Annotated in this window: 18 protein-coding genes; 13 read left to right on the forward strand and 5 right to left on the reverse strand. The window is 71.5% G+C overall.

Features of this window, described 5'->3' with window-relative positions; all coding sequences use genetic code 11:
• Positions 1 to 176 precede the first annotated feature (176 nt).
• Both ABH928_RS11900 and ABH928_RS11905 read right to left on the reverse strand, forming a co-directional pair.
• Complete coding sequence (locus ABH928_RS11900; RefSeq protein ID WP_370065130.1) at positions 177 to 1,676, reverse strand: metallophosphoesterase; 1,500 nt, start codon at positions 1,674 to 1,676, stop codon at positions 177 to 179.
• Positions 1,677 to 2,018: 342 nt separating this feature from the next.
• On the reverse strand, positions 2,019 to 3,128 hold the full coding sequence (locus ABH928_RS11905) for a LacI family DNA-binding transcriptional regulator (RefSeq protein ID WP_370065132.1): 1,110 nt from the start codon (positions 3,126 to 3,128) through the stop codon (positions 2,019 to 2,021).
• A 312-nt stretch (positions 3,129 to 3,440) separates the two neighbouring features.
• Between ABH928_RS11905 and hisC the strand changes: the two genes are divergently transcribed.
• Positions 3,441 to 4,532: a histidinol-phosphate transaminase gene (gene hisC, locus ABH928_RS11910; protein ID WP_370065134.1), complete on the forward strand. Its 1,092-nt coding sequence runs from the start codon at positions 3,441 to 3,443 to the stop codon at positions 4,530 to 4,532.
• 425 nt (positions 4,533 to 4,957) lie between these two features.
• On the opposite strand, the gene ABH928_RS11915 is transcribed toward hisC, so the two are convergent.
• On the reverse strand, positions 4,958 to 5,560 hold the full coding sequence (locus ABH928_RS11915; protein WP_370065136.1) for a hypothetical protein: 603 nt from the start codon (positions 5,558 to 5,560) through the stop codon (positions 4,958 to 4,960).
• A gap of 205 nt (positions 5,561 to 5,765) precedes the next feature.
• Here ABH928_RS11915 and ABH928_RS11920 point away from each other — a divergent pair, with 205 nt between their 5' ends.
• From ABH928_RS11920 to cydD, 9 genes are all read left to right on the forward strand, one after another.
• Positions 5,766 to 7,139, forward strand: coding sequence for an efflux RND transporter periplasmic adaptor subunit (locus tag ABH928_RS11920; RefSeq protein ID WP_370065138.1), 1,374 nt, complete (start codon positions 5,766 to 5,768; stop codon positions 7,137 to 7,139).
• Positions 7,136 to 7,936, forward strand: a complete 801-nt coding sequence (locus tag ABH928_RS11925) for an ABC transporter ATP-binding protein (RefSeq protein WP_370065140.1) — start codon at positions 7,136 to 7,138, stop codon at positions 7,934 to 7,936. The genes ABH928_RS11920 and ABH928_RS11925 overlap by 4 nt, the downstream gene beginning before the upstream one ends.
• Entirely contained in the window at positions 7,933 to 9,150 is a 1,218-nt protein-coding gene (locus ABH928_RS11930; protein WP_370065142.1) for an ABC transporter permease, read from the forward strand. The genes ABH928_RS11925 and ABH928_RS11930 overlap by 4 nt, the downstream gene beginning before the upstream one ends.
• Positions 9,143 to 9,853: a hypothetical protein gene (locus ABH928_RS11935; protein WP_370065144.1), complete on the forward strand. Its 711-nt coding sequence runs from the start codon at positions 9,143 to 9,145 to the stop codon at positions 9,851 to 9,853. Before ABH928_RS11930 ends, ABH928_RS11935 begins: the two co-directional genes overlap by 8 nt.
• A 259-nt stretch (positions 9,854 to 10,112) precedes the next feature.
• The gene (locus tag ABH928_RS11940; RefSeq protein WP_370065146.1) at positions 10,113 to 10,820 is read left to right on the forward strand and encodes a response regulator transcription factor; all 708 of its coding nucleotides are present in this window, start codon (positions 10,113 to 10,115) and stop codon (positions 10,818 to 10,820) included.
• Complete coding sequence (locus tag ABH928_RS11945; protein ID WP_370065148.1) at positions 10,795 to 12,321, forward strand: sensor histidine kinase; 1,527 nt, start codon at positions 10,795 to 10,797, stop codon at positions 12,319 to 12,321. The genes ABH928_RS11940 and ABH928_RS11945 overlap by 26 nt, the downstream gene beginning before the upstream one ends.
• A 315-nt stretch (positions 12,322 to 12,636) precedes the next feature.
• The gene (locus tag ABH928_RS11950) at positions 12,637 to 14,178 is read left to right on the forward strand and encodes a cytochrome ubiquinol oxidase subunit I (protein WP_370065150.1); all 1,542 of its coding nucleotides are present in this window, start codon (positions 12,637 to 12,639) and stop codon (positions 14,176 to 14,178) included.
• A 37-nt stretch (positions 14,179 to 14,215) separates the two neighbouring features.
• Positions 14,216 to 15,211 carry a cytochrome d ubiquinol oxidase subunit II gene (gene cydB / locus ABH928_RS11955; RefSeq protein ID WP_370065152.1) on the forward strand — a complete coding sequence of 332 codons (996 nt, stop codon included), beginning with the start codon at positions 14,216 to 14,218 and terminating at the stop codon, positions 15,209 to 15,211.
• 51 nt (positions 15,212 to 15,262) lie between these two features.
• Positions 15,263 to 18,691 (forward strand): thiol reductant ABC exporter subunit CydD, encoded by a 3,429-nt coding sequence (gene cydD / locus ABH928_RS11960; protein WP_370065155.1) that lies wholly within the window; start codon positions 15,263 to 15,265, stop codon positions 18,689 to 18,691.
• A gap of 43 nt (positions 18,692 to 18,734) precedes the next feature.
• Here cydD and ABH928_RS11965 read toward each other — a convergent pair whose 3' ends face one another.
• Complete coding sequence (locus ABH928_RS11965) at positions 18,735 to 19,385, reverse strand: hypothetical protein (RefSeq protein WP_370065157.1); 651 nt, start codon at positions 19,383 to 19,385, stop codon at positions 18,735 to 18,737.
• 127 nt (positions 19,386 to 19,512) lie between these two features.
• Between ABH928_RS11965 and ABH928_RS11970 the strand changes: the two genes are divergently transcribed.
• Genes ABH928_RS11970 through ABH928_RS11980 form a run of 3 tightly spaced genes read left to right on the forward strand, consistent with a single transcriptional unit; the run spans position 19,513 to position 23,607 of the window.
• A complete protein-coding gene (locus ABH928_RS11970; protein WP_370065159.1) occupies positions 19,513 to 20,190 on the forward strand; it encodes a response regulator transcription factor in 678 nt (225 codons plus the stop codon).
• 40 nt (positions 20,191 to 20,230) lie between these two features.
• Positions 20,231 to 21,715, forward strand: a complete 1,485-nt coding sequence (locus ABH928_RS11975) for an ATP-binding protein (protein ID WP_370065161.1) — start codon at positions 20,231 to 20,233, stop codon at positions 21,713 to 21,715.
• Between the two features lie 59 nt (positions 21,716 to 21,774).
• On the forward strand, positions 21,775 to 23,607 hold the full coding sequence (locus tag ABH928_RS11980; RefSeq protein ID WP_370065163.1) for a GAF domain-containing protein: 1,833 nt from the start codon (positions 21,775 to 21,777) through the stop codon (positions 23,605 to 23,607).
• 48 nt (positions 23,608 to 23,655) lie between these two features.
• Here the strand turns inward: ABH928_RS11980 and ABH928_RS11985 are convergent, their stop codons facing one another.
• Positions 23,656 to 24,468: an HAD family hydrolase gene (locus ABH928_RS11985; protein WP_370065165.1), complete on the reverse strand. Its 813-nt coding sequence runs from the start codon at positions 24,466 to 24,468 to the stop codon at positions 23,656 to 23,658.
• Between the last annotated feature and the right edge of the window lie 82 nt (positions 24,469 to 24,550).

A 24,550-nucleotide genomic window follows, 5' to 3' on the forward strand; every position in this document is an offset into this window, starting at 1 on the left:
GGCACTGACACAGTGACAGTCGCTTTCCAGAATTTCCCGCGCCGGGTGGGGCAGGAGTTGCTTCTGGCAATTGCCGCGTGCAAGCTGCTCGCGCATGCGTGCGGCATGCGAACGGAGGAACGGACGAACTGTCGGCTCGGCTCAGCTCAGTTCAGCCTGGTTCAGCTCGGTCTGGCTCAGCTCAGCGGCAGTCGGGCGATGAGGAGTCGGCCCTCGCCCTCCATGGTGACGCCGCCGTCCATCGCCACGGCCAGCTCCTCCGCGTAGACGTGCGGACCGGTGACCTGGATGCCCGAGTGGCCGTCCTCGCTGGGCGCGTCGCCGAGCAGGTACGGGATCGGGCTGTGGCCGTGGACCACGCGGTGGCCGCCGTAGACGTCGAGCAACTCCCGCGCCGACTGCGCGCCGTTGTCGCCGCGGAAGGCGAAGCGCTTGGTCAGCCGCCGGAAGCAGTCCCACCACTCGTCCGCGTCGCCGTGGTTCAGCACCTGGTGGACGGCGTCGTTGACCGCGTCCACCGAGTCGCCGTACTCCAGGTACGCGGTGGTGTCGGAGTGGACCAGCAGGTGGCCGTCCTCGACGGACATCGCGGGGAGCCGGGAGAGCCAGGCGACGTGGTGGTCCTCCAGGCGCTCCATGTCGGTGGGCTGACCGCCGTTGAGCCGCCAGGCGGCGAGGAACGACGCGGTGCCCGCGCTCGACTGCACCGCCTCGTCGCCGTAGCGGTCCGCGCCGAGCAGCAGCAGTTCGTGATTGCCCATCAGAGCCCGGCAGTAGCCGCCGACCGAGGCGGCCTCGGCGGCGAGACGCATCACCAGCTCGATGACGCCGATGCCGTCCGGGCCCCGGTCGGTGAAGTCGCCCAGGAACCAGAGCCGGGAACGCCCGGCGCTCCACCGGCCCTCGGAGTCGATCAGCCCTTGCTCGTGCAGGCCGTCGAGCAGCTCCTGCAGGTATCCGTGCACGTCGCCGATCACGTAGAGCGGGCCCTCGGGGGTGGGCTGGATGCCGTCGACGAGCGTGGCGTCGGCCGGGCCGGGGATCGCCGGGCCGGGCATTGCCGGGCCGTTGGGCTGGATCGGCGCGCCCAGCTCCAGCGTCGGCGGGTCCTGCGGCGCGGCGGCCATGCCGACCTGCGGTCCGGCCGCGGCCGCCGCCGGAGAGACCGGTGGCATGGACGGAACAGTCGGCACGGGCGGAACAGTCGGCACGGGCGGAACGGACGACGCGGGCGGAACCGGCGACGCGGCATGAACGGGCGGTACGGACACCGGCGGCACGTTCATCGCAGCCGCGGGCATCGCGGCGGCGGGCCTTGGCGGCACGCTCATCTGAGGCCCGCCCAACTGCGCGGCGACGGCCATGTGCGCGGAGAGGTCGAGGTTCATCTCCGGCCCCAGGTCGGTGTGGATCCCCGCCTGCGCGCCCCCGTGCGTCTCCGCGTGCGTCCCTGCGTGTGCCACCGTCGGCGTCTCGCTGCGCGTCACGACGGGCATGCCGAACTCCGTCAGGGTGCCCGAGGGCTCCGGATGCGTCGCCTCTCGGGGCGCACGCTGCGCCTGCGGCTGGGTCGCGGGCGCGAAGAAGTCGAACGCCGTGGACCCGTCCGCTGCCTGCGTGGCGTGCGGGCCTGGGTCCGGCTGGTCAGGCCAGGCGGGACGGTCCACGGGTGTCATGCCGCCCATCGTATAAAGCTGTCCTTCCCGGCGTCCGCACCTGGGAGGGATCAGGCTGCTGAAATCGTTCGCTCTGCGCGGATCGACCACCGGCCAACGGTGGAGCAATGAGTGACAAAAAGGGGCAGGTCAGGCGGTTGGTGACGGACGGCGACCGAACCGGATTCCAGCCCACCGGTCGGAGTCGCCCGGACGCCTCCGGAGCCCCGCGAAATCCGTCGGACCTTCCCCGAACCCGGCGTACTGCCGCGGACTGCGGTGGACTCCGGGGGACTCCGGCAGGTTCCGACGAGGTCCGCGGGGTCCGTGGAACTCCGTCAACTCACCTGGCCCGGCTCCCGGTCACGTCTCGCCGGGCGGGCGCGGGGCGGCCACCGTGGTGCGGTGGGCACGCCGTTGCGACGACCGTCGGACGATCAGCTCCGTCGGCATCACCTGCCCGGAGGCGTCCTGGGTGTCCGGCGTGAGGCCCTCGATCGCGTCGATCAGCAGGTTGACGACGGTCGTGCCGATCCGGCGGGGCTTGAGCGAGAGGGTGGTGATCGGCGGCTCGGTGGTGGCGTAGACGTCGCTCTCACTGCAGCAGACCAAGAGCAGGTCCTCGGGGACGCGCAGGCTGTAGCGGCGCGCGGCGGCGAGCAGGTCGGTGCCGTTCGGGTCGAACAGGCCGTAGACCGCGTCCGGCCGGTCCGGCCGGGCCAGCAGGCGGTCGGCCGCGACCGCGCCCGCGCACGGGTCGTGGGCCGGATAGGCCTCGTAGAGCGGCTGTTGGCCGACGTTGCGACACCAGCCCAGGTAGGCCTCGGTGCTGAGGCGGGTGTAGGTGTCCGTACTGGTGCCGGTGAGCAGACCGATCCGGCGCGCGCCCGCCTGGGCCAGGTGGTCCAGGATGCCGAGCACGGCGGCGTGGTGGTCGTTGTCCACCCAGGCGGTGACAGGGCAGTTGCCCGGTTTCCCGTCGCTGACGACCGGCAGTCCCTGGCGGTAGAGGTCGACGACCATCGGGTCGTGGTCGGCCGGGTCGATGACGACCGTGCCGTCCAGCGCGACGTTGCTCCAGACGTCGTGCCGGGACGACGCCGGCAGCACGACCAGGGCGTAGCCGCGGTTGAGCGCGGCCGAGGTCGCGGCCCTGGCCATCTCGGCGAAGTAGGCGAACTCGGTGAAGGTGAACGGTTCTTGCCCGTACGTCGTCACCGTCAGGCCGATCAGGCCGGAGCGGCCGGTACGCAGGGTGCGCGCCGCGGCGGAGGGGCGGTAGCCCAGCCGCTCGGCGACCTCGCGCACCTTGCTGCGGGTCTCGTCCGGCAGGCGCCCCTTGCCGTTGAGCGCGTCGGACACCGTGGTGATCGAGACGCCGGCCGCCGCCGCGACGTCCCTGATCCCGGCGCGTTCCAGCCGACGCGCACGGGTGGTCGCCCGACGGCCGTGGTGATTCGCTGCTGCTGTCATGTCTGGCCGATCGTATGGCGCGGAACTGTCAGAAGGGGATGGTCTGTCCCGGTTGGTCGGAGATACGTTTCTCCATGAACATCGGTGTGTTTTCTCCTTGCACCAACGACCGATTCGGGGCAGATCGCCTGGGTTTTGGCCATGGACGTACGGTGTCGCCCCATGAGTCTGCGCGGAGCCATACCGGCACATGTCACTCGCACGGGTGAGGTTCCGGCTATCGGCTCGTATGGTGATCTCGACCGGATACGGCGACGCGTGCCACGACGAAGAAGACGTGGCGGGCGACGCGACTTATGGAGGACGAGAACGGTGAGCAGCGAAACCACCCCCAGCCCCCGGCTGCGCGCGGCCCTCGCGGGCATCCCCGCGTACAAGCCGGGCAAGCCGGCGCAGGGCGCGGACGGCACGCCCGCATTCAAGCTCTCCTCCAACGAGAACCCCTACCCGCCGCTGCCGGGCGTCCTCGAGGCGGCGGTAGAGGCGGCGCAGAGCTTCAACCGCTACCCGGACATGTCCTGCGCGGGCCTGATCGCCGAGCTGGCACAGCGGTTCGGTGTCCCGGAGGCGCATGTCGCCACCGGCACCGGATCGGTGGGCGTCGCGCAGTCGCTGCTGCAGTCGACCTCCGGTCCGGGCGACGAGGTGATCTTCGCCTGGCGCTCGTTCGAGGCCTACCCGATCATCACCCAGATCAGCGGCGCGACCAGTGTCCGCGTCCCGCTCAAGGCGGACGAGACCCACGACCTGGACGCGATGCTGGCCGCGGTGACGGAGCGCACCCGGCTGATCTTCGTCTGCAACCCCAACAACCCGACTGGGACGGTTGCCCACCGCGAGGAGCTGGAGCGGTTCCTGGACGCGGTGCCGCGTGACGTGCTGATCGTCCTCGACGAGGCGTACAACGAGTTCGTCCGCGACGAGGCGGTGCCGGACGGCCTCGACCTCTACCGCGACCGCCCCAACGTCTGCGTGCTGCGCACCTTCTCCAAGGCGTACGGCCTGGCCGGTCTGCGGGTCGGCTTCTGCATCGCGCACGAGCCGGTGGCGCAGGCGCTGCGGCAGACGGCGGTGCCGTTCGGCGTCAGCCAGCTCGCGCAAGATGCGGCGGTGGCCTCGCTGCGCTCGGAGGACGCGCTGCTGGAGCGCGTCGCCGCGTTGGTCGAGGAGCGGGAGCGGGTCGTGGCGGCGCTGGTCGCCCAGGGCTGGACGGTGGCGACGACCCAGGCGAACTTCGTCTGGCTGCGGCTGGGTGAGCGGACGATGGAGTTCGCGGCGGCGTGCGAGGCGGCAGGCGTCGTGGTCCGCCCGTTCGCGGGCGAGGGCGCGCGGATCACCATCGGTGAGACGGAGGCCAACGACCTCTTCCTGCAGACTGCGGAAGTGTTCCGCAAGCAGCTGTAGGCAGGGGCCTCAGCGTTCGGCGCCGGGGACGTTGCAACACATAGGGGCGCGGGGCTCGGCTGATGTGCGGCTCCGCCGCGTGGGCGCGAGCAAGCGGGTGCTTTGCTCCCGCCGGTAGCTGCAACTTCGTAAGGGGCGCGGGGCTCTGCTGATGTGCGGCTCCGCCGCGTGGGCGCGAGCAAGCGGGTGCTTTGCTCCCGCCGGTAGCTGCAACTTCGTAAGGGGCGCGGGGCTCGGCTGATGTGCGGCTCCGCCGCGTGGGCGCGAGCAAGCGGGTGCTTTGCTCCCGCCGGTAGCTGCAACCTCGTAAGGGGCGCGGGGAACTGCGCGACAAGCCACTGTGTGTGGTGTCGCTGAACGAGCAGGGCCATCCCGACAGGGTGGTTGCTCGCGCAGTTCCTCGCGCCCCTACAGGTGTTGCAACCTCAGGCCGACGGCGAGGCTGAGGGCGCGGCGCCCGGGCTGCGGGTGGGTATCAGGACCTTGCAGATGTTGAAGGCCGCGGACGTCTTCGGGTCCGCCGTGTTCAGGGCGCGCATGCCGCCGGTCGCGGGGAGGGTGACGCCGTGGTCCTTCATACAGCTCGTGAACGCCGCCATCGCGGACGAGTTGAACCCACCGTGACCGCCGTTGCCGCCGCCGCCGAACTTCGGGCGGAGCGACGCGCACGCCTGCATCGCCGCCGCCATCGTCGGGTTGGCGGAAGCGCCCCCGCCGCCGAATCCGAAGCCGCCACCACCGTTGCCACCGCCGCCGTAGCCGCCACCGCCGCCGTAGCCGCCACCGCCGCCGTAGCCACCGCTCGGGTGAGCGGTCGGGCGGCCGGAGGGCATGGTCACGCCGTGCTGGCTGAGGCACTGCCGGTACGCAGCCATCGCCGCACCTCCGCGGCTGCTCGACGAGGAGGAAGCCTGGGAGGACGCCGAGGAACTGCTGGTGGTGCCCGAGGAGGCACAGCCGGACAGCAGCAGCGCGCCGAGGCTGAGCAGACCTGCTGCGCAGGCCGTGCGAGGGCTGAGTGTCGTCATGGGTCAAGAAGGAACCGCACGGGGGTGTTGGTGCCCTGGGTGAATCCTTCGAATCCGCTGGGACCGGATTCGCCCGCAGGGGCGCCCGAACCGATGCGCGGAGTCACAAAAGACGGCAATGCTGCGTTCTGCCCGGTATGTCCAACCAGCGAACTCCAAGGTTTCTCCCAGAGCCCGCTGGGAGCGCCCGGCCAAGGTGTGGCGCATGAAGGTGCTTCCACGACGGCGTAAGTCCGTCCTGTTGAACTCCGTGCTCGTCACGGCGCTGCTGGCCGTCGCCGGCGGTGCGTGGGCGACCGTGGCCGAGGGCTCCAGCAGCACCACGACGTCCACGACGACGCGTACCGCGACGGTCGCGCGCGGCAATGTCCTTGCGACGGTCTCCGGGTCGGGCACGCTGGCCTCGCCGTCGGACGCCGGGGTGAGCTTCACCACCGGCGGCACGCTCACCGAAGTCGATGTGGCGGCTGGTCAGAAGGTCTCCGCCGGGCAGGTCCTGGCCAAGGTCGACCCCACCTCCGCACAGGAGTCGCTCAACGCCGCCCAGACGCAGCTGACCGCTGCGCAGGCCAACCTCACCCAGGTCGAGCAGGGGCAGACGTCCACCAGTTCCGGCTCGGGCGGTGGCGGCGGCAACTCCGGCTCGGGCTCTGGCGGTGGCAGCGGTAGCGGCCAGGCTGCTGCGGCGCCCTCGCCGACCCCGACCGTCAACCAGGCCCAGCTGGCCAGTGCTCAGAACCAGGTCACCACCGCCCAGAACGCCGTCGACGCCGCCCAGCGTGCGCTCGACGGCACCGTGCTCAAGGCGCCCGTCTCCGGCACCGTCGCCTCCGTGGCCGGCAAGGTCGGTGCGTCGGTCTCCGGGACCGGCGGCAGCTCCGGCTCCGGCGGCGGTTCGGGCAGCGGTTCCGGTTCTGGCGGCAGCGGCTCGGGCTCCAGCAGTTCCTCGTCCAACTCGTCCACCCTGTCCGGCTTCGTAGTGATCACCAACCCCACCGGGATGGAGGTCAACGCCGACTTCTCCGAGGGCGACGCTCTCAAGCTCAAGGCCGGTCAGGGCGCCACGGTGACCCTGAACGCCGACACCAGCCAGGTGTTCAACGCCAAGGTGCTCTCGATCAGTTCGCTTCCCGTCTCCAGCTCCGGCTCCGGCGGCGGCAGTTCGTCCAGCGCGGTGCAGTACGCCGCGGTGCTGGCGATCCTCGGCGACACCTCCAACCTGCGCACCGGCCTCAGTGCCAGCGTCCAGGTGGACGTCGGTGACGCCTCCAACGCGCTCTACCTGCCGACCTCGGCGGTCAACGGGACCGGCTCCGGCGCCAGCGTCCAGGTGGTCCAGCCGAACGGCACCACCAAGCGGACGCCGGTCACCCTGGGCGTCCAGGGCGACACCGACGACCAGATCCTCTCCGGCGTGACCCTGGGCCAGAAGGTCCAGATCACGGTGGTCTCCACCAGCGGCAGCAACGGCTTCCCGAGCACCGGCTTCCCGGGCGGCATCGGTGGCGGCGGCTTCGGTGGTGGCGGCGGTGGCCGTGGTGGCGGTCGTGGCGCCGGTGGCGGGGGTGGCCTCGGATGAGCCCCGCGCCCGTCATCGCGGCCCGCAGCCTGGTGAAGACCTACGGCATGGGCGACGCGGTCGTGCACGCCCTGGCGGGCGTCGATCTGACGGTCCATCAGGGTGACTACGTCGCCATCATGGGCAGCTCCGGCTCGGGCAAGTCGACCCTGATGAACATCCTCGGCTGCCTGGACGTGCCGACCACCGGCCGTTACCTGCTGGACGGGATCGACGTGGGCGGGCTGGACGAGCGGCAGCTGTCGCTCGTCCGCAACCGCAAGATCGGCTTCATCTTCCAGTCCTTCAACCTGGTTCCGCGCACCTCGGCGGTGGCCCAGGTCGAGCTGCCGCTCGCCTACGCGGGCGTCAAGGCCGCCGAGCGGCGTCGCCGTGCGCTGGCCGCGCTGAGCATGGTCGGCCTGGCCGAGCGTGCCGACCACAAGCCCAACGAGCTCTCCGGCGGCCAGCAGCAGCGCGTCGCCGTGGCCCGCGCGCTGGTCACCGCACCGGCGATGCTGCTGGCGGACGAGCCCACCGGAAACCTGGACAGCCACAGCACCAGGGAGGTCCTCGGCATCGTGGACCGCCTCAACCTGTCCGGCCGCACGGTCGTGCTGATCACCCACGAGGACGAGGTCGCGCGCCACGCCAAGCGGGTGATCCGGCTGGTCGACGGCCTGATCGTGAGCGACGTGCGACAGGCTCCGGTCGTCGGGCCGCCCCCGGCGATGGCCGCGGCGAATGCAGCATCCGCAGGTCCGGCAGCTGCCGCGGCTTCCGCAGCGGACGTCCTGGCCAAGGAGGCGATCCGGTGAACCCCTTCGAGACACTCCGCTTCGCGGTCCACGGCCTGTCCGCCAACAAGGTCCGCTCCGGACTGACCATGCTGGGCATCCTGATCGGTGTCGCCGCGGTCATCCTGCTGCTGGCGGTCGGCAACGGCTCGTCGCAGGCGGTCAAGAACTCGATCGACGCGCTCGGCACCAACTCGCTGACGATCTCGTCGGGTGCGGGCTTCGGCGCCCAGTCGACCGCGACCAGCACCAAGCCGCTGACGGTCACCGACGCCAAGGCGCTGGCCGACCCGACCCAGGCTCCGGACATCAAGGGCGTCGCCCCCGAGGTGCAGACCTCGCAGACGGCGCTCTACGACGGCACCTCGCACACGGTCAGCTCGGTGATCGGCACCTACCCGGCCTACTTCGAGGCGTCCAACAGCAAGGTCGCCCAGGGCGACTACTTCAGCGACGACGACGTGCTGGCCTCGCGCAAGGTCGCGGTGATCGGCTCGACCACGGCGTCGGACCTGTTCGGTACCGCTTCTCCGATCGGCAAGCAGATCATCCTGGGCGGCACGCCGCTCACGGTGGTCGGCGAGCTGGCCACCAAGGGCAGCAGCACCAGCGGCTTCAACGACCCGGACGACGTGGTCATCGCGCCGCTGCCGACGGTGCAGAACGCCTACACCGGCTTCGGTTCGCTGAGCCAGATCCTGGTCGAGGCGACCTCCGCCGACACCACGACGCAGGCGCAGAACGAGATCACCACGATCCTGATGGGCACCCACGGGATCACCAACGCGTCGGCGGTCGACTTCCGGGTCAGCAGCCAGACCTCGCTGCTGAGCACCCGTAGCTCGACCACGCAGACCTTCACCGTGCTGCTCGGCGCGGTGGCGGCGATCTCGCTGCTGGTCGGCGGCATCGGCATCACCAACATCATGCTGGTCACGGTCGCCGAGCGGACCCGCGAGATCGGCATCCGCAAGGCGATCGGAGCGCCCAAGGGCGTCATCCTCGGTCAGTTCCTGGCCGAGTCGACGCTGCTGTCCCTGGTCGGGGCCGGGCTGGGCGTGGTGATCGCGCTGATCGGCGCGCACTTCACCATCGTCGGCATCAAGCCGGTGGTGATCCCGGCGTCGGTGTACGGCGCGTTCGGCATCGCGGTGGCCATCGGGCTGTTCTTCGGCAGCTACCCGGCGAGCCGGGCGGCCAGCCTGCGTCCGATCGAGGCGCTGCGCCATGAGTGATCTGCAGAAGGAGGACGTGCGCGTGGAACTCGTGGACGAGAACGCGAGGAACGCCGTGAACATGAACGCCGTGAACATGAACGCCGTGAACATGAAGGCCGTGAACATGGGCGAGGAACCGACGGAGCAGCTGTCCCCCGAGGACATCCTGGCCGAGCCGCCGGACGCGCTGGACATCAGCGCGGAGCTCGCGGCCCCGCCGCGGCGGAAGCTGCCGTGGCTGACGCTGGTGCTCGGCGCCGCGGTGGTCGCGGGGCTCGGCTTCATCGGCGGCGTCCAGGTCGAGAAGGGCCAGGCCCCGACGGGCGGGGGTGGCTTCGGCGGCCGCAACTTCGCTGCCGCGGGAGCCTCCGGCTCCAGCGCGACGGGCTCCGGTGCGACGGGTTCCGGCCGGACGGGCGGTGCCGCGGGTGGCGGCGGTGGCTTCGGTGGATTCGGCGGTGGTGGGTTCGGCGGCGGCGCGGCTGGTGCCGGCGGGGGTTCGACGGTCGGTACCGTCAAGCTCGTCGACGGCAGCACGATCTACGTCTCCGACGCGTCGGGCAACATCGTCAAGGTCACGACCAGCGGCAGCACCAAGGTCAGCCTCTCCACGACAGGCACCGTCACCGACCTGAAGCCCGGCTCGACGGTCACCGTCCGCGGCACGACCGACTCCTCCGGCGACGTCTCGGCATCGACAGTCACCCAGGTCGGCGGCTGAAGCCTTCAGGGGCGCGGGGAACTGCGCGCAAGCCATCCACGCAGCCGGCGGGCCGAACGGTCAGGGCCCATCCGCACAGGGTGGTTGCCCGCGCAGTTCCCCGCGCCCCTAGGCCCTGTCTGTCAGACAGGGCCTAGACGTCTGCAGCGTCCCTCTGTCCTAATGCTTCGGAAAGAGAGCTCCACAGCGTTCACTCATGAAGTCCTCATCTAGTCCCGTTACTCTGCCGGAGCCAGACCTGAACTCACCGGGGGCGCCCATGGACACCGCCGAAGCAAGCCTGCTCGTCGTCGACGACGAGCCGAACATCCGCGAGCTGCTCTCCGCCTCGCTGAGGTTCGCAGGCTTCCGTGTGGCCTCCGCCGCGTCCGGCGCGGAGGCGGTCGCGCATGTGCAGCAGGCGCGGCCGGACCTCGTCGTGCTCGACGTGATGCTGCCGGACGTGGACGGCTTCTCCCTGGTGCGGCGGCTGCGGGACGACAGCGACCGGGACAAGATCCCGGTGATCTTCCTGACCGCCAAGGACGGGGTCGACGACAAGATCAACGGGCTGACCGCCGGTGGCGACGACTACGTCACCAAGCCGTTCAGCCTGGAGGAGCTGATCGCCCGGATCCGGGCGATCCTGCGCCGGACCGGCGGGCCCGCCGAGGACGGCCGGCTGGTGGTCGCGGACCTGGAGCTGGACCCGATCGGGCACCAGGTGACCCGCGGCGGACGCCAGGTCTCCCTCTCCCCGACCGAGTTCAAGCTGCTCGAGTACCTGATGACCAACACCGGCCGCGTCGTCTCCAAGATGCAGATCCTGGACCACGTCTGGGCCTACGACTTCGGCGGCGACCTCAGCATCGTCGAGTCCTACATCTCCTACCTGCGCCGCAAGATGGACTCCGGCGCGGACGGTGCGCCCAAGCTGATCCACACGGTGCGCGGCATCGGCTATGTCCTTCGCCGGCCGACTGCGTAGGCGGCTCGCCTTGCGGCGGCGGGCGCGGCACCATCTCGTCGGGCGGTTCTCGCTGCGGGTTCGGTTGCTGGCGTTGCTGGTCGCGCTGGTCGCGCTCGGGCTGACGGTCAGCGACACCCTCGTGCTGGGCAGCGTCCGCGACAACCAGATGCAGCGCGTCGACAGCCAACTGGACCGCTTCGGCCAGCAGATGGAGCGGGTGGCGCTGAAACCCGCCCGCCATCCGGTCCTGCCGGGCCTGCGGTACGGCGCGGGGTGGCTGCCCAGCCAGTACGTGACGGTCGCGGTCGGGCCGGACGGCTCCTACGGGCAGTTGAAGTCCCAGCAGCTCGACGCGAGCGACCCGAAGCCCGTCCTGCCCACGCTGGACCCGACGGCGCTGGCTGCCGCCATGGGCAAGCCGTTCACCGTGCCCGCCGACCACGGCGGCGGCCAGTGGCGGGTGCTCATCCTGCCGGTGAACAACCAGCCGGGATCGGGCGTGGTCGTGGCGACCTCGCTGGACGACACCGACGCGATGATCACCCGGCTGAACGAGGGCTTCCTCGCCGTCGGCGCGGCCGTCCTGCTGCTGCTGACCGTCGCGGGCTTCTTCGCGGTGCGGACCGGGCTCAAGCCGCTGCGCCGGATCGAGGAGACAGCCGAGGCGATCGCCGCCGGGCATCCGCTCTCCCACCGCGTCCCCGACTCGGACGCCCACCAGCACACCGAGGTGGGCCGGTTGGCCCGCTCCCTCAACTCGATGCTGGCGCAGATCGAGGCGGCCTTCGCGGAGCGGACCCGCTCCGAGGACCGGATGCGCCGCTTCGTCGCGGACGCCAGCCACGAGCTGCGCACCCCGCTGGCGGGCATCCGCGGCTTCGCCGAGCTCTACCGGATGGGCGCGCTGGCCACCGACGCGGACGTCAAGCGGACCATGGAGCGGATCGAGTCCGAGTCGGTCCGGATGAGCGGACTGGTGGAGGACCTGCTGATGCTGGCCCGCCTGGACGAGCAGCGTCCGCTGCAGCTCGCGCCGATGGACCTGCGCACGCTGGCCATCGACGCGCTGCACGACACCACCGCGCTCGACCCGACCCGTGGCGTCAGCCTGACCGGCCCGGCCGGTGCGCCGACGCCCGGCGCGGCGGTGGTGCTGGGGGACGAGGCGCGGCTGCGCCAGGTCGTCACCAACCTGGTCGGCAACGCGGTCAAGCACACCCCGGCCGGAACCGCGGTGCGGATCGGCGTGGGCACGATCGACGGCGAGGGCGTGCTGGAGGTCGGCGACCAGGGACCGGGTCTGACGGACGAACAGGCCGCCAGGGTCTTCGAGCGGTTCTACCGGGTGGACGCGTCCCGCAGTCGTCGTGACGGCGGGGGAGCGGGCCTCGGTCTGGCCATCGTCTCGGCGCTGACGACCGCCCACGGGGGACGCGTCGAACTGGAGACCGCACCCGGCGCGGGCGCCACCTTCCGGGTGTTCCTGCCGGGAGCCCCGGCGCCGGCCGTCCACGCCTGAGTTTCCTGACCGCGTCCGACTCCGTCCTTGAGTCGCACATCACATCTGACGGAGAGTGTGCCCGGCGACACACCCGAGGCCCTCGGACAACTGCCGATTTGGCTTGTTCGCCCAGCTCAGCCTGGACGTAGTGGCTCTGCCGACTCACCCCACCCCCCTGTCAGTCTCTGCGGAAACCCGTGGTGATAATGGCTTGTGATCGTGTTCACGTTCACAAGCTCACTAACATTTTGTGTTCAGTGGGGACGTCCCACCTATGTCGGATTAACCGTGCATAGATGGACATGATGCTCGGATGATCAGGAGGGAACCGCAGTGGATCTCGCGCTCGCGCACGAGACGATGGCGCGATGGCAGTTCGGCATCACCACCGTCTACCACTTCCTGTTCGTCCCCCTGACGATCGCTCTGTCCGCGCTCACCGCGGGCCTGCAGACCGCCTGGGTGCGGACGGGTCGTGAGAAGTACTTCAGGGCCACCAAGTTCTGGGGCAAGCTCTTCCTGATCAACATGGCCATGGGCGTGGTCACCGGCATCGTCCAGGAGTTCCAGTTCGGCATGAGCTGGTCGAGCTACTCGCGGTTCGTCGGCGACATCTTCGGAGCGCCGCTGGCCTTCGAGGCGCTGATCGCTTTCTTCTTCGAGTCGACCTTCATCGGACTCTGGATCTTCGGCTGGGACCGGCTCCCCAAGAAGCTGCACCTGGCCGCGATCTGGATGGTCGCCATCGGCACAACCCTCTCCGCGTACTTCATCCTGGCCGCCAACTCCTGGATGCAGCACCCGGTCGGCTACAAGGTCGTCAACGGGCGGGCCCAGCTGACCGACTTCCCCAAGGTGCTCTTCCAGAACACCACGCTGGTGGTCGTCTTCCACACGCTGACCGCGGCCTTCCTGGTGGGCGGCGCGTTCATGATCGGCATCGCCGCCTACCAGCTGCGCAAGGCGTCGCGGCTGGCGCGAGGCGACCAGGACCGGGTGACGGTCGCCGCGATGAAGTCCTCGCTCCGGCTCGGGCTGGTGGTCTGCCTGATAGCGGGCCTCGGCACCGCGATCAGCGGTGACGCACTGGGCAAGGTCATGTTCGAGCAACAGCCGATGAAGATGGCCGCGGCCGAGGCGCTGTGGGACACCCAGGCGCCCGCGCCCTTCTCGGTCTTCGCCTACGGCGACGTGTCCAAGGGCCGCAACTCGGTCGAGATCACCATCCCCGGACTGCTCTCCTTCCTGGCCAAGGGCAACTTCTCCTCACCGGTGCCCGGCATCAACGACATCAACGCCGCTGAGAAGGCCAAGTACGGCGACAAGGCGCCCAACTACGAGCCCAACATCCCGACGACCTTCTGGGCGTTCCGCTGGATGATCGGCTTCGGGATGACCTCGTTCGTCATCGCCGTCATCGGCCTCTGGCTGACCAGGCGGAAGTTCTGGCTGGCCCCGGAGTACCGACGGGCCGGTGACGAGGTGCCGCTCTTCATGCTGACGAAGAACCGGGAGCTCGGCCCCTTCCTCAACAAGTGGATGTGGCGGGGTTTCGTCTGGACCATGCTCTTCCCGCTGATCGCCTGCTCCTGGGGCTGGATCTTCACCGAGATGGGCCGTCAGCCGTGGGTCGTCTACGGCCTGATGACCACCGCCGACGCGGTCTCCCCCGGCGTCTCCGTCGGCGAGCAGTGGACCTCGCTGATCGTCTTCACCCTGCTCTACGGAATCCTCGCGGTGATCGAGGTCAAGCTGATGGTCAAGTACGCAAAGGCCGGCCCCTTGGACGAGGAGCCGCCGCGCCACGACCCGACCCTGGGCGGCCCCCCGGCCGGTTCCGAGGACGCCGACAAGCCGTTCGCGTTCGCGTACTGATCACGCGTACTGAACGCGTATTGAGGAGACCTGGATCATGCATCTCGACGACGTCTGGTTCGTGATCATCGCGGTCCTGTGGATCGGCTACTTCTTCCTGGAGGGTTTCGACTTCGGCGTCGGCGTCCTCACCAAGGTGCTGGCCAAGGACGAGCGGGAACGCCGTGTCCTGATCAACACCATCGGCCCCGTCTGGGACGGCAACGAGGTCTGGCTGCTGACCGCAGGCGGCGCGACCTTCGCGGCCTTCCCCGAGTGGTACGCGACCCTGTTCAGCGGCTTCTACCTGGCGCTGCTGCTGATCCTGGTCTGCCTGATCGTCCGCGGCGTGGCCTTCGAGTACCGGGGCAAGCGCAACGACGCGCGCTGGAAGCGCAACTGGGACCACGCCATCTTCTGGAGCTCGCTGTTCCCGGCCTTCCTGTGGGGCGTCGCCTTCGGCAACATCGTCCACGGCACGAAGATCGGCGCGAACTTCGAGTACGTCGGCAACTTCCTCGACCTGCTGAACGGCTACGCGATCCTCGGCGGACTGGTGACGCTCTTCCTGTTCACCTTCCACGGCGCGGTCTTCACCGCGCTGAAGACCGCCGGGGACATCCGGGAGCGCGCCCGCGCGCTGGCCACCAAGCTGGGCCTGGTCACCGCGTTGCTGGCGCTGGGCTTCCTGATCTGGACCCAGGCGCACCACGGCGACGGCTGGAGCCTCTTCGCCATGGTCGTGGCCGTGGTGGCGCTGGTCGGCGCGATCGGCATGAACCGGCTGGGCCGCGAGGGCTGGGCGTTCCTGCTGTCCGGGGTGACCATCGTCGCCGCGGTGGCGATGCTCTTCCTGACCCTCTTCCCGGACGTCATGCCGTCCTCGATCGACCCGGCGCTGTCGCTGACCGTCAGCAACGCGTCGTCGTCGGCGTACACGCTGGGGATCATGACCTGGCTCGCCGCGATCGCGACCCCCGTCGTCCTGCTCTACCAGGGCTGGACCTACTGGGTGTTCCGCCGCCGCATCAGCGTCGCGAACATCCCGGCCTGACCCGCAACCCCAGTAGTTCGAGCATCACCCGCAGTCCGAGGAGTACCCGTCGTGAAGCCCGTCGACCCGCGCCTGTTGCGGCACGCCCGTGCCACCCGGATGTTCCTGCTGGCCTCGGTCGCGCTCGGCCTGGTCGGTGCGGGGCTGGTCGTCGCGCAGGCGATGCTGGTGGCCCAGATCGTCGTCGGCTGCTTCCAGCACGGCCAGGGGCTGGGCCGGTTGGGCGGTCCGCTGGCCGCACTGGCCGCGGTCTCGCTCGGCCGCGGCGTGGTCGCCTGGGCCACCGAGACGGTGGCCCACCGGGCCTCGGCGCGGGTCAAGTCCCAGCTGCGGGAGCAACTGCTGGAGCGGGCCGCGGCGCTGGGGCCATCGCGGCTGTCGCCGCAGCGCAGCGGTGAGCTGGTCACCCTGGCCACCCGGGGGGTGGACGCGCTGGACGACTACTTCGCCCGCTACGTCCCGCAGTTGGCGCTGGCCGTGGTGGTGCCGGTCGCGGTGCTGGCCCGGATCGTCTTCGCCGACTGGGTATCCGCCGCGATCATCGTGGCGACGCTGCCGCTGATCCCGGTCTTCATGGTGCTGATCGGGATGGCCACCCAGAGCCGGATGGACCGTCAGTGGCGCACGCTCGGACGGCTCTCGCACCACTTCCTCGACGTGGTCGCCGGACTGCCGACGCTCAAGGTCTTCGGCCGGGCCAAGGCGCAGGCCGAGTCGATCAGGAAGATCACCGACGAGTACCGCCGCGCCACGCTGCGGACCCTGCGGGTCGCCTTCGTCTCCTCCTTCGCACTGGAGTTGCTCTCCACGCTGTCGGTGGCGCTGGTCGCCGTCAGTATCGGCATGCGGCTGGTCAACGGCGGCATGGACCTGGAAACCGGCCTGGTGGTGCTGGTACTGGCCCCGGAGGCGTACCTGCCGATCCGCCAGGTCGGCACCCACTACCACGCCAGCGTCGAGGGCCTGGCGGCAGCCGAGCAGATCTTCGAGGTGCTGGAGACGCCCGCGCCGGAGTCGGTCGTCCGCCCGTCGGAGGACGGCGGCGTCGAGGTACGCGACCTGACGGTCCGTTACAACGGACGGGAGCGCCCGGCGCTGGACGGCCTGTCGCTGCGGATCGCGCCGGGGAAGACCGTCGCGGTCACCGGCCCGTCGGGCGCGGGGAAGTCCTCGCTGCTGGGCGTGCTGCTGGGCTTCGTACCGGTCGCCTCGGGCGAGGTGACCGCGCCCGCGCACGACCGGATCGCCTGGGTCCCGCAGCACCCGTACCTCTTCGCCGGGACCATCGCCGACAACCTCAGGTTGTCGCGCCCCGACGCCTCCGACGCCGAGCTGTGCGCGGCGCTGACCGCCGCGCAGGCCTGGGAGTTCGTGACCGCACTCCCCCTCGGTACGCGGACCGTCCTCGGCGAGGACGGCACCGGCCTCTCCGCCGGACAGCGGCAGCGCCTGGCGCTGGCCCGCGCCTTCCTGGCCGACCGCCCGCTGGTGCTGCTGGACGAGCCGACGGCGGGCCTGGACAACGAGAACGAGGCGGCGGTCGTCGCCGCGATCCGCGACCTGGCCGTCGGCCGGACCGTGATCCTGACCGCGCACCGCCCGGCGCTGCTGGCGCTGGCGGACCGCCGGATCCACCTCGGTGCGGTGGCGGCGGCTGCCGAGCCGGTCGAGACGCCCCTCGTTCCGGCGGCGCGCACCGCTGCGGCGGCTCCCCCGCAGGTCGCCGTCTCGGCAACTGCTGACTCCCCCGTCGGTGGGTGGTCGCGCTTCCCCAAGCCCAAGCTCGGCCTGGCGATCCTGCTCGGCGCGCTCGCGCTGGTCTGCGCCACCGCGCTGATGGGCACCTCCGGTTGGCTGATCTCGCGGGCCTCGCAGCAGCCGCCGGTGCTCTACCTGATGGTCGCCGTCACGGCCGTGCGCACCTTCGGCATCGGCCGGTCCGTACTCCGCTACGGGGAGCGGCTGGTCAGCCACGACGCGGTCTTCCGCAGCCTCGGGGCGCTGCGCACCACCGTCTACGCCCGGCTGGAGCGCCTCGCGCCCGCCGGGCTCGGGGCGACGTTCCGGCGCGGTGACCTGCTCTCCCGGATGGTCGCGGACGTCGACGCGATGCAGGACCACTGGCTGCGCTACCGCCTCCCGCTGGCCGTCGCGGCGCTGGCGGGCGTGCTGACGGTGGGTGCGGTGGCGTGGCTGCTGCCGCTCGCCGGAGTCGTGCTCGCGCTCGGACTGCTGCTCGCCGGGCTCGTGGTGCCGCGCCTCGCGGTGCTGCTCTCGCTCCGCGCCGAGCGCGCCCAGGCGGCGGCGCGCGGTCGGCTGAGCGGGGAGGTCGTCGGGCTGCTCGACGGCGCCGCCGAACTGACCGTCAGCGGCGCACTCCCCGCCCGGCTCACCGCGCTGCGCGCGACGGACGCTGAACTGACCGGCCTGCAGCGGCGTTCCGCTGCCGGGCTCGGCCTCGGCGTCGGCCTGACCACCGCGCTGACCGGCCTGACTGCTGTCGCCTGCGGTGCGGTCGGCATCGCGGCCGTCGCCGCCGGGCAGCTCCACGGCGTCTACCTGGCGGTGCTGCTGCTCACGCCGCTGGCGGCGTTCGAGGGCGTCACCGGCCTGACCGCCGCCGCCCAGATCCGCCACCGCAGCGCGCGCTCGGCCGCGCGGCTCGCGGAGCTCTTCGACGCGCCCGAGCCGGTCCGTGAGCCGGAGCACCCGGCCGCCGCGCCCGCCGACCCGCTGCCGCTCCAGGTCCGCGGCCTGACCGCGACCTGGCCCGGCCGCACCACGCCCGCGCTGGCCGACGTCGACCTGGACCTTACGCCGGGGCGCCGCATCGCCGTGGTCGGCCCGAGCGGCTCAGGCAAGACCACGCTGGCCAACGTCCTGCTCCGGTTCCTCGACCCCGCGTCGGGCAGCGTCACCCTGGGCGGCGCCGACGCCACCACGCTGACCGGTGAGGACGTCCGCCGTGCGGTCGGTCTCTGTGCGCAGGACGCCCACGTCTTCGACAGCTCGCTGCGCGAGAACCTCCGCCTGGCCCGCCCCGACGCCGGCGACACCGAGCTCTTCGCGGCCCTCGACGCCGCCCGGCTGGGCGCGTTCGTCCGCGAGCTGCCGGACGGCCTTTCCACCATGGTCGGCGAGCACGGCGCCAACCTCTCCGGCGGCCAGCGCCAACGCCTCGCGCTGGCACGGGCGTTGCTGGCGGACTTCCCGGTGCTGATCCTCGACGAGCCCGCCGAGCACCTCGACCTCCCGACGGCCGACGCCCTCACCGCGGACCTGCTGGCGGCGACCGAGGGCCGGGCCACGTTGCTGATCACCCACCGCCTCACCGGACTTGCGGCGGTGGACGAGGTCCTCGTCCTGGACCACGGCCGTGTGGTGCAGCGCGGCGCCTGGAACGAACTGGTCGCCGTGGACGGCCCGTTGCGTGCACTGTGGGCGCACGAGCAGCAGGCCGCGCCGGTGGCCGTGGGCTGAGCCGGGCTACACCGGAGCCGCACAGGAGCGCGCGGCGTGTAGCTCAGCCGCCCACCGTGGTGTTGCTGGTGACGGTGCCGGAGGTGCCGTCGACAGTGACCAGGTGGCTGACGCCGTCCGTGCCGAGGACGACGGCCTGCCAGGCGCTGCCGCCGCCCTGCTCGGGAACGGTGGTCAGGGTCTCGACCTTGCCGCCCGGGACCGCCGCCGCGGCCTTGTCCGCGGCCTGGTCCGCCGGGAGGGACGGGAGCGGGGCCGGGGCGAGGCCCTGAAGCGCACCCGCCGGACCCGCACCCGTGACGGCGACCACCTGTCCGCCCTTGACCACGACGCCCCCGTCGCCCGCGACACCGGCGGGGCCGCCGAGGACGACCTTGCCGGGGAGTCCGCCGGGCCCGCCGGGGAACGCCCGTACCGCGACGCCGCGGCTGTCGTGGTTGACCACGGCCGCCGTCACCGCGGCGGTGCCGCCGACCAGCACGACGATTCCGACGCCGGTCAGCACCCACCGGGCCGGGCGTCCGCCCAGCCCTCGGCGGAGACCGGATCCGGATCGGGCGGGAGCAGGAGTCGGCTCGGTGGCAGGCGCGGGTGCAGGTGCGGGCTCCTTGGTCAGGTCGAGGTCCAGGTCAGCGGCCGGGTCCGGCTCAGGGGCGGACGAGGCGGGGAACAGGGGGTCCACGGGGTCGGTCATCTCGGCTCCACAGGTCTTCGGAGGTCGTGCCGGGCGAGCCGAGAATGCCTGACCACCGCTGAAGCACTGCTGAAGATCTTGAAGATCTCTTCAGCTTCCCCGCAGAGCGCCGTGTCACCCTGAACCCGTGCGCGTACTGGTGGTGGAGGACGAACGGCGGCTCGCCGCCGCGCTGCAGCGTGGGCTGGAGACGGAGGGCTTCGCCGTCGATGTCGCGCACGACGGCCTCGCCGGACTGCGGCAGGCTACCCGTCAGCCCTACGACCTGATCGTGCTCGACATCATGCTGCCTGGCCTGAACGGCTACCGGGTCTGCTCCCGGCTTCGCGCGGCCGGGAACGACGTGGGCATCCTCATGCTCACCGCCAAGGACGGCGAGTGGGACGAGGCGGAGGCGCTCGACACCGGCGCGGACGACTTCCTCTCCAAGCCGTTCTCGTTCGTCGTCCTGGTCGCGCGGCTGCGCGCCCTCGCGCGGCGCCTCGGCAGCAGGCCGCCGCAGGTGGTCCGGCTCGGGGACCTGGTCGTCGACGTCGCCGCGCGGATCTGCTCCCGCGCCGGCACGCCGGTGCGGCTGACGGCCCGCGAGTTCGCCGTGCTGGAGCAACTCGCGCTGCGCGCCGGGGAGGTGGTCTCCAAGCGGGAGATCCTCGACCACGTCTGGGACGAGTTCTACGACGGCGACCCGAACGTCATCGAGGTCCATGTCAGCGCGCTGCGGCGGAAGATCGACGCGCCGTTCGGCCGGGCCGCCGTGCAGACGGTCCGCGGCGCCGGGTACCGGCTGGCGGTGGACGGTGGCTGAGGTGATTGAGGCGGTTGAGGTGGTCGATCCGTCCGGGCCCGTGAGCGCTGAACCGCCTGCGCGGATCCTGCTGTTGCGCCTGCTGCGTCGTCGCGCCCGCGCGTTCCGGATGCGGGTGACGCCCGGTTCGGTGCGCGCCCGGGCCACCTTCGCGGCCTGCGCGGTGGTGGCCGTCGCGCTGACGGTCGCCTCGCTGTCGATGCTCTCCCTGCTCCGCGCGGACCTGCACGGACGGGCGGCGACCAGTGCCCGCGCGCAGGCCGACGTAGTGGCCAGGCTGGTGACGAACGGCAAGTTGACCAGGGTGCTGCCGCTCGGCGACGGCACCGACTTCATCCAGGTGGTCGACACCAACGGCGCGGTGGTGGCCGCCAGCCAGAACGTCGCGGGCCGCCCCGCACTGAGCCCGGTCCCGCGGATCAAGCCCGCCCCCGGCCTGGGCGGCGCGGTGGAGGCCGTGCCGGGACCGGACGGCGGGCTGGTGACCGCGCTGACCCCGTGGGACCTGAAGATCCTCGGCCTGGAGGAGAACCAGCAGGTCACCACCATCGCCGCGGTGACGCCCAAGGGTGACGAGGTCGTCATCCACACCGGCGTCTCCCTCGTCGCCGCCGACGCCGCCGAGTCGACCACCGCGCTCACCCTCGCGGTGGGCTGCCCGCTGCTGCTGCTCCTGGTCGCCTTCGTCACCTGGCGGGTGACCGGCCGGGCGCTGCGCCCGGTGGAGGCGATCCGCACCGAGGTCGCCGCGATCGGCGAGCAGGCCCTGCACCGCCGCGTCCCGATCCCGCGCGGGGGAGACGAGATCGCCAGGCTGGCGACGACGATGAACGCGATGCTGGACCGGCTCGACGTGGCCGGGCAGCGGCAGCGGCAGTTCATCGCCGACGCCTCGCACGAGCTGCGCAGCCCGATCGCGGTGCTGCGTACCCAGTTGGAGGTGGCGCTGGCCCACCCGGACCCGGACGTCAGGGTCGAGCTGGTCGAGGGCGCGCTGGAGGACACCGAGCGCCTCCAGGCCCTCGCCGCCGACCTGCTCTTCCTGGCCCGGCTCAGCAGCAGCACCGGCGCGGTCGACCGGCCCGCCGACCCGGTCGACCTCGGCGAACTGGTCGCCGCCACGGTCCGCATCCGCGGTGCGGAGCGCTGCCCCGTCGACCTGGACCTCGCGCCGGAGGTCGTCGTCCCGGGCAACCACCTCTGGCTGGGCCGGCTGGTGACCAACCTGCTGGACAACGCGCAGCGCCACGCCCGCGCCTCGGTCGAGGTCCGGGTCCGCGCCGAGGGGGAGCAGGCGGTGCTGGAGGTCCGCAACGACGGTCCGGTGATCGACCCCGGCGACCGGGAGCGCATCTTCGAACGGTTCACCCGTCTCGACGACGCCCGCAGCCGCGACCACGGCGGCGCGGGCCTGGGCCTGCCGATCGCCCGTGACATCGCCCACCACCACGGTGGCACCCTCGGCGTCGTCGACCAGGAGACCCCTCGGGAAGGCACGACCTTCCAGGCCCGCCTCCCCAGGTGAGAACCCGGCCCGGCTGACCAATCCGGAGCAGGCCAATCCGGACAAACTAGGCTCTGACCATGGCCATGGAACAGAGCGAGGGACACTTCAGCCCCGATCTCGGCTCGCTCGAGGTCGACGCCCTGGTGTCGGAGGTCGCCGAGCGCCTGCACGCCGTCGCCGCCGTCAACGACCGGATGCGGGAGCTGCTGGAGGCCGTCGTCGCGGTCAGCTCCGGGCTGGACCTGCACGCGACGCTGCAGCGGATCGCCTCCACCGCGGCGGATCTCGTCGACGCCGAGTACGCGGCGGTGGGCGTGCTCGCCCCGCACACCCACGGTCTGTCGGACTTCATCCAGGTGGGCATCAGCGCCGAGCAGGAGCTGGAGATCGGCGGGCCGCCGTGCGGGCTCGGCCTGCTGGGCTACGTCACCGACCACTGCGAGCCGCTGCGGCTGGAGGACCTGACCCAGCACCCCAGCGCGGCGGGCTTTCCGCACGGCCATCCGCCGATGCACACCTTCCTCAGCGTGCCGATCCGGGTCCGTAACGACTTCTTCGGCACGCTCTACCTGACCGAGAAGCACCACGGACGGCACTTCAGTTCCGCCGACCAGCAGGTGGTCGAGGCGCTGGCGGCGGCCGCCGGGGTCGCCATCGAGAACGCCCGCCTCTACGAGGAGGGCCTGCGCCGCGAGCGCTGGATCGCCGCCTCCCGCGAGGTGACCACGGTGATGTTGACCGCCGAGGACGCGCAGATCGCGCTGATCACCACCGCTGAACTGCTGCGCGACCTGGCCGACGCGGCGATCGGCATGATCCTGCTGCCGACCGGCGACGGCGGACTGCGCATCTCGCACGCGTCCGGTGAGGCCTCGGACTTCGTCACCGGCGAGCTGATCCCGCCGAGCGAGCGGACCGCCCGGCTGCTGGCCGGGGACAGCGTCATCATCGACGACATGCGGGAGAACTCGGAGGTCCGCTCCACCGTCCGGAAGGCGTTCGGGGCGAGCATGACGCTGCCGCTGCGCAGCGCCGGCCGGGTGCTCGGCGCGGTCAGTGTCTGGCGTCGACGTGACCTGCCCCCGTTCACCCCGGACGAGCAGGCGCTGGCGGAGGGCTTCGCCGCCCAGGCGGCGCTGGCGTTGCGGCTGGCCGAGGGCCAGCACGACCAGCAGCGGCTCGCGGTCTACCAGGACCGCGACCGGATCGCCCGTGACCTGCACGACCTGGTCATCCAACGCCTGTTCGCCACCGGCATGATGCTGGAGAGCGCGGCCCGGCTGGCCGAGGTCCCCGAGGTGCGGACCCGGCTCGGCAAGGCGGTCGACGAACTCGACGCCACCATCCAGGAGGTGCGCACCACCATCTACGCCCTCCAGCACGACGACACCCCGGAGGGCGACGAGGACCTGCGCAGCAAGCTGCTGCGCGAGGGCGCACAGGCGGTGGGACCGCTCGGCTTCCGTCCGTCGATCACGTTCGTGGGGCCGATCGAGTCGATGATCGGTGAGCCGACGGGTCGTCAGTTGACGGCGGCACTACGGGAGATGCTCTCCAATGCGGCGCGCCACGCGCGGTCGTCGAAGGTCGAGGTCTGTGTGGACAGCACCGTCCACATCGACGCCGAGGGCCACCTGACGAACAGTCCGCCGCCGGTGGCCGGGGTGGTGGCCGGGGCGGTGCGGGACACCGTCGTCGACGGTGAGGACCCCGACTCGGCCCTGCGCGCGGCCGGTCGGCCCGCCGTGCTGCTCACCGTGACCGACGACGGCGTCGGCATCCCGGAGGGCGGTCGCCGCAGCGGGCTGCGCAACCTGCGTCAGCGGGCCGAGGCCCTCTCCGGCTCCGCCTGGCACGGACCGGGCCCGAACGGAAAGGGCACCACGGTCTCCTGGACCGCCGTGCTGTGAGAACCGCCGTGCGGTGAGAGGGGTCCAGGGCAGCCGGGGCTGGACGCCTCAGACGCCGCCGTCCAGCAGGAGTTCGACGATCCGGGCCACGCCGTCCTCGTCGTGGTCGGCGGCGTGCCGCGCCGTCGTGGCCAGCACCTCGGGGTGGGCGTTGGCGACCGCGTAGGCCGTGCCCGCCCAGGCGAGCATCGGCAGGTCGTTGGGCATGTCGCCGAAGGCCACCACCCGCTCGGCCGGGATGCCGCGCTCCGCGCACCAGCGGGCCAGCGCGGTGGCCTTGCTGACGCCGACCGCGCCGATCTCCAGCATCGCCACCGACGCCGAGCGGGTCACCTCGCCGGAGTCGGCGACCACCTCGCGGCCCAGGCGCAGGAACGCGTCCGGGTCCAGGCTCGGGTGCTTGGCCAGCAGTTTGAAGACCTGGTCCCCGGCCGGACCGGCGAGGATCTCCTCCGCCGGGGCGACCTGCTCGGCCGCGTCCATGTCCCACAGGGTGCGCGGATACTGCGGCTCGTGCGAGAAGCCCGCCGGATACTCGAAGGCGAAGCTGACCTCGGGCAGCGCCGAGCGCAGCGCCGTCACCGTGGCCAGCGCGTCCTCGCGGCGCATCGGGGAGGTGGACAGCAGCTCCTTGCGCCGGACGTCGTAGAGCGCGCCGCCGTTCGAGCAGATGGCCACGCCGTGCGGGCCGATGGCGGAACTGACCGCGCCCATCCAGCGCGGCGGGCGGCCGGTGACGAAGACGATGCAGATCCCCGCCTCCTCGGCGCGACGCAGGGCGTCCTCGGTGCGGGCCGAGACCGTGCCGTCGCTGCGCAGCAGGGTGCCGTCGAGATCGGTGGCGATGAGGGAGGGGATCACCCCTCCATCCTCACATCCTCCAGTGTGGATCTTCCGGCGGAACCTCCCTCCCGCCCGGTGTCCCATGGGACAGAATCACCGG

The organism is Streptacidiphilus sp. MAP5-3, from assembly GCF_041262505.1.
Taxonomy (GTDB): Bacteria; Actinomycetota; Actinomycetes; order Streptomycetales; family Streptomycetaceae; genus Streptacidiphilus.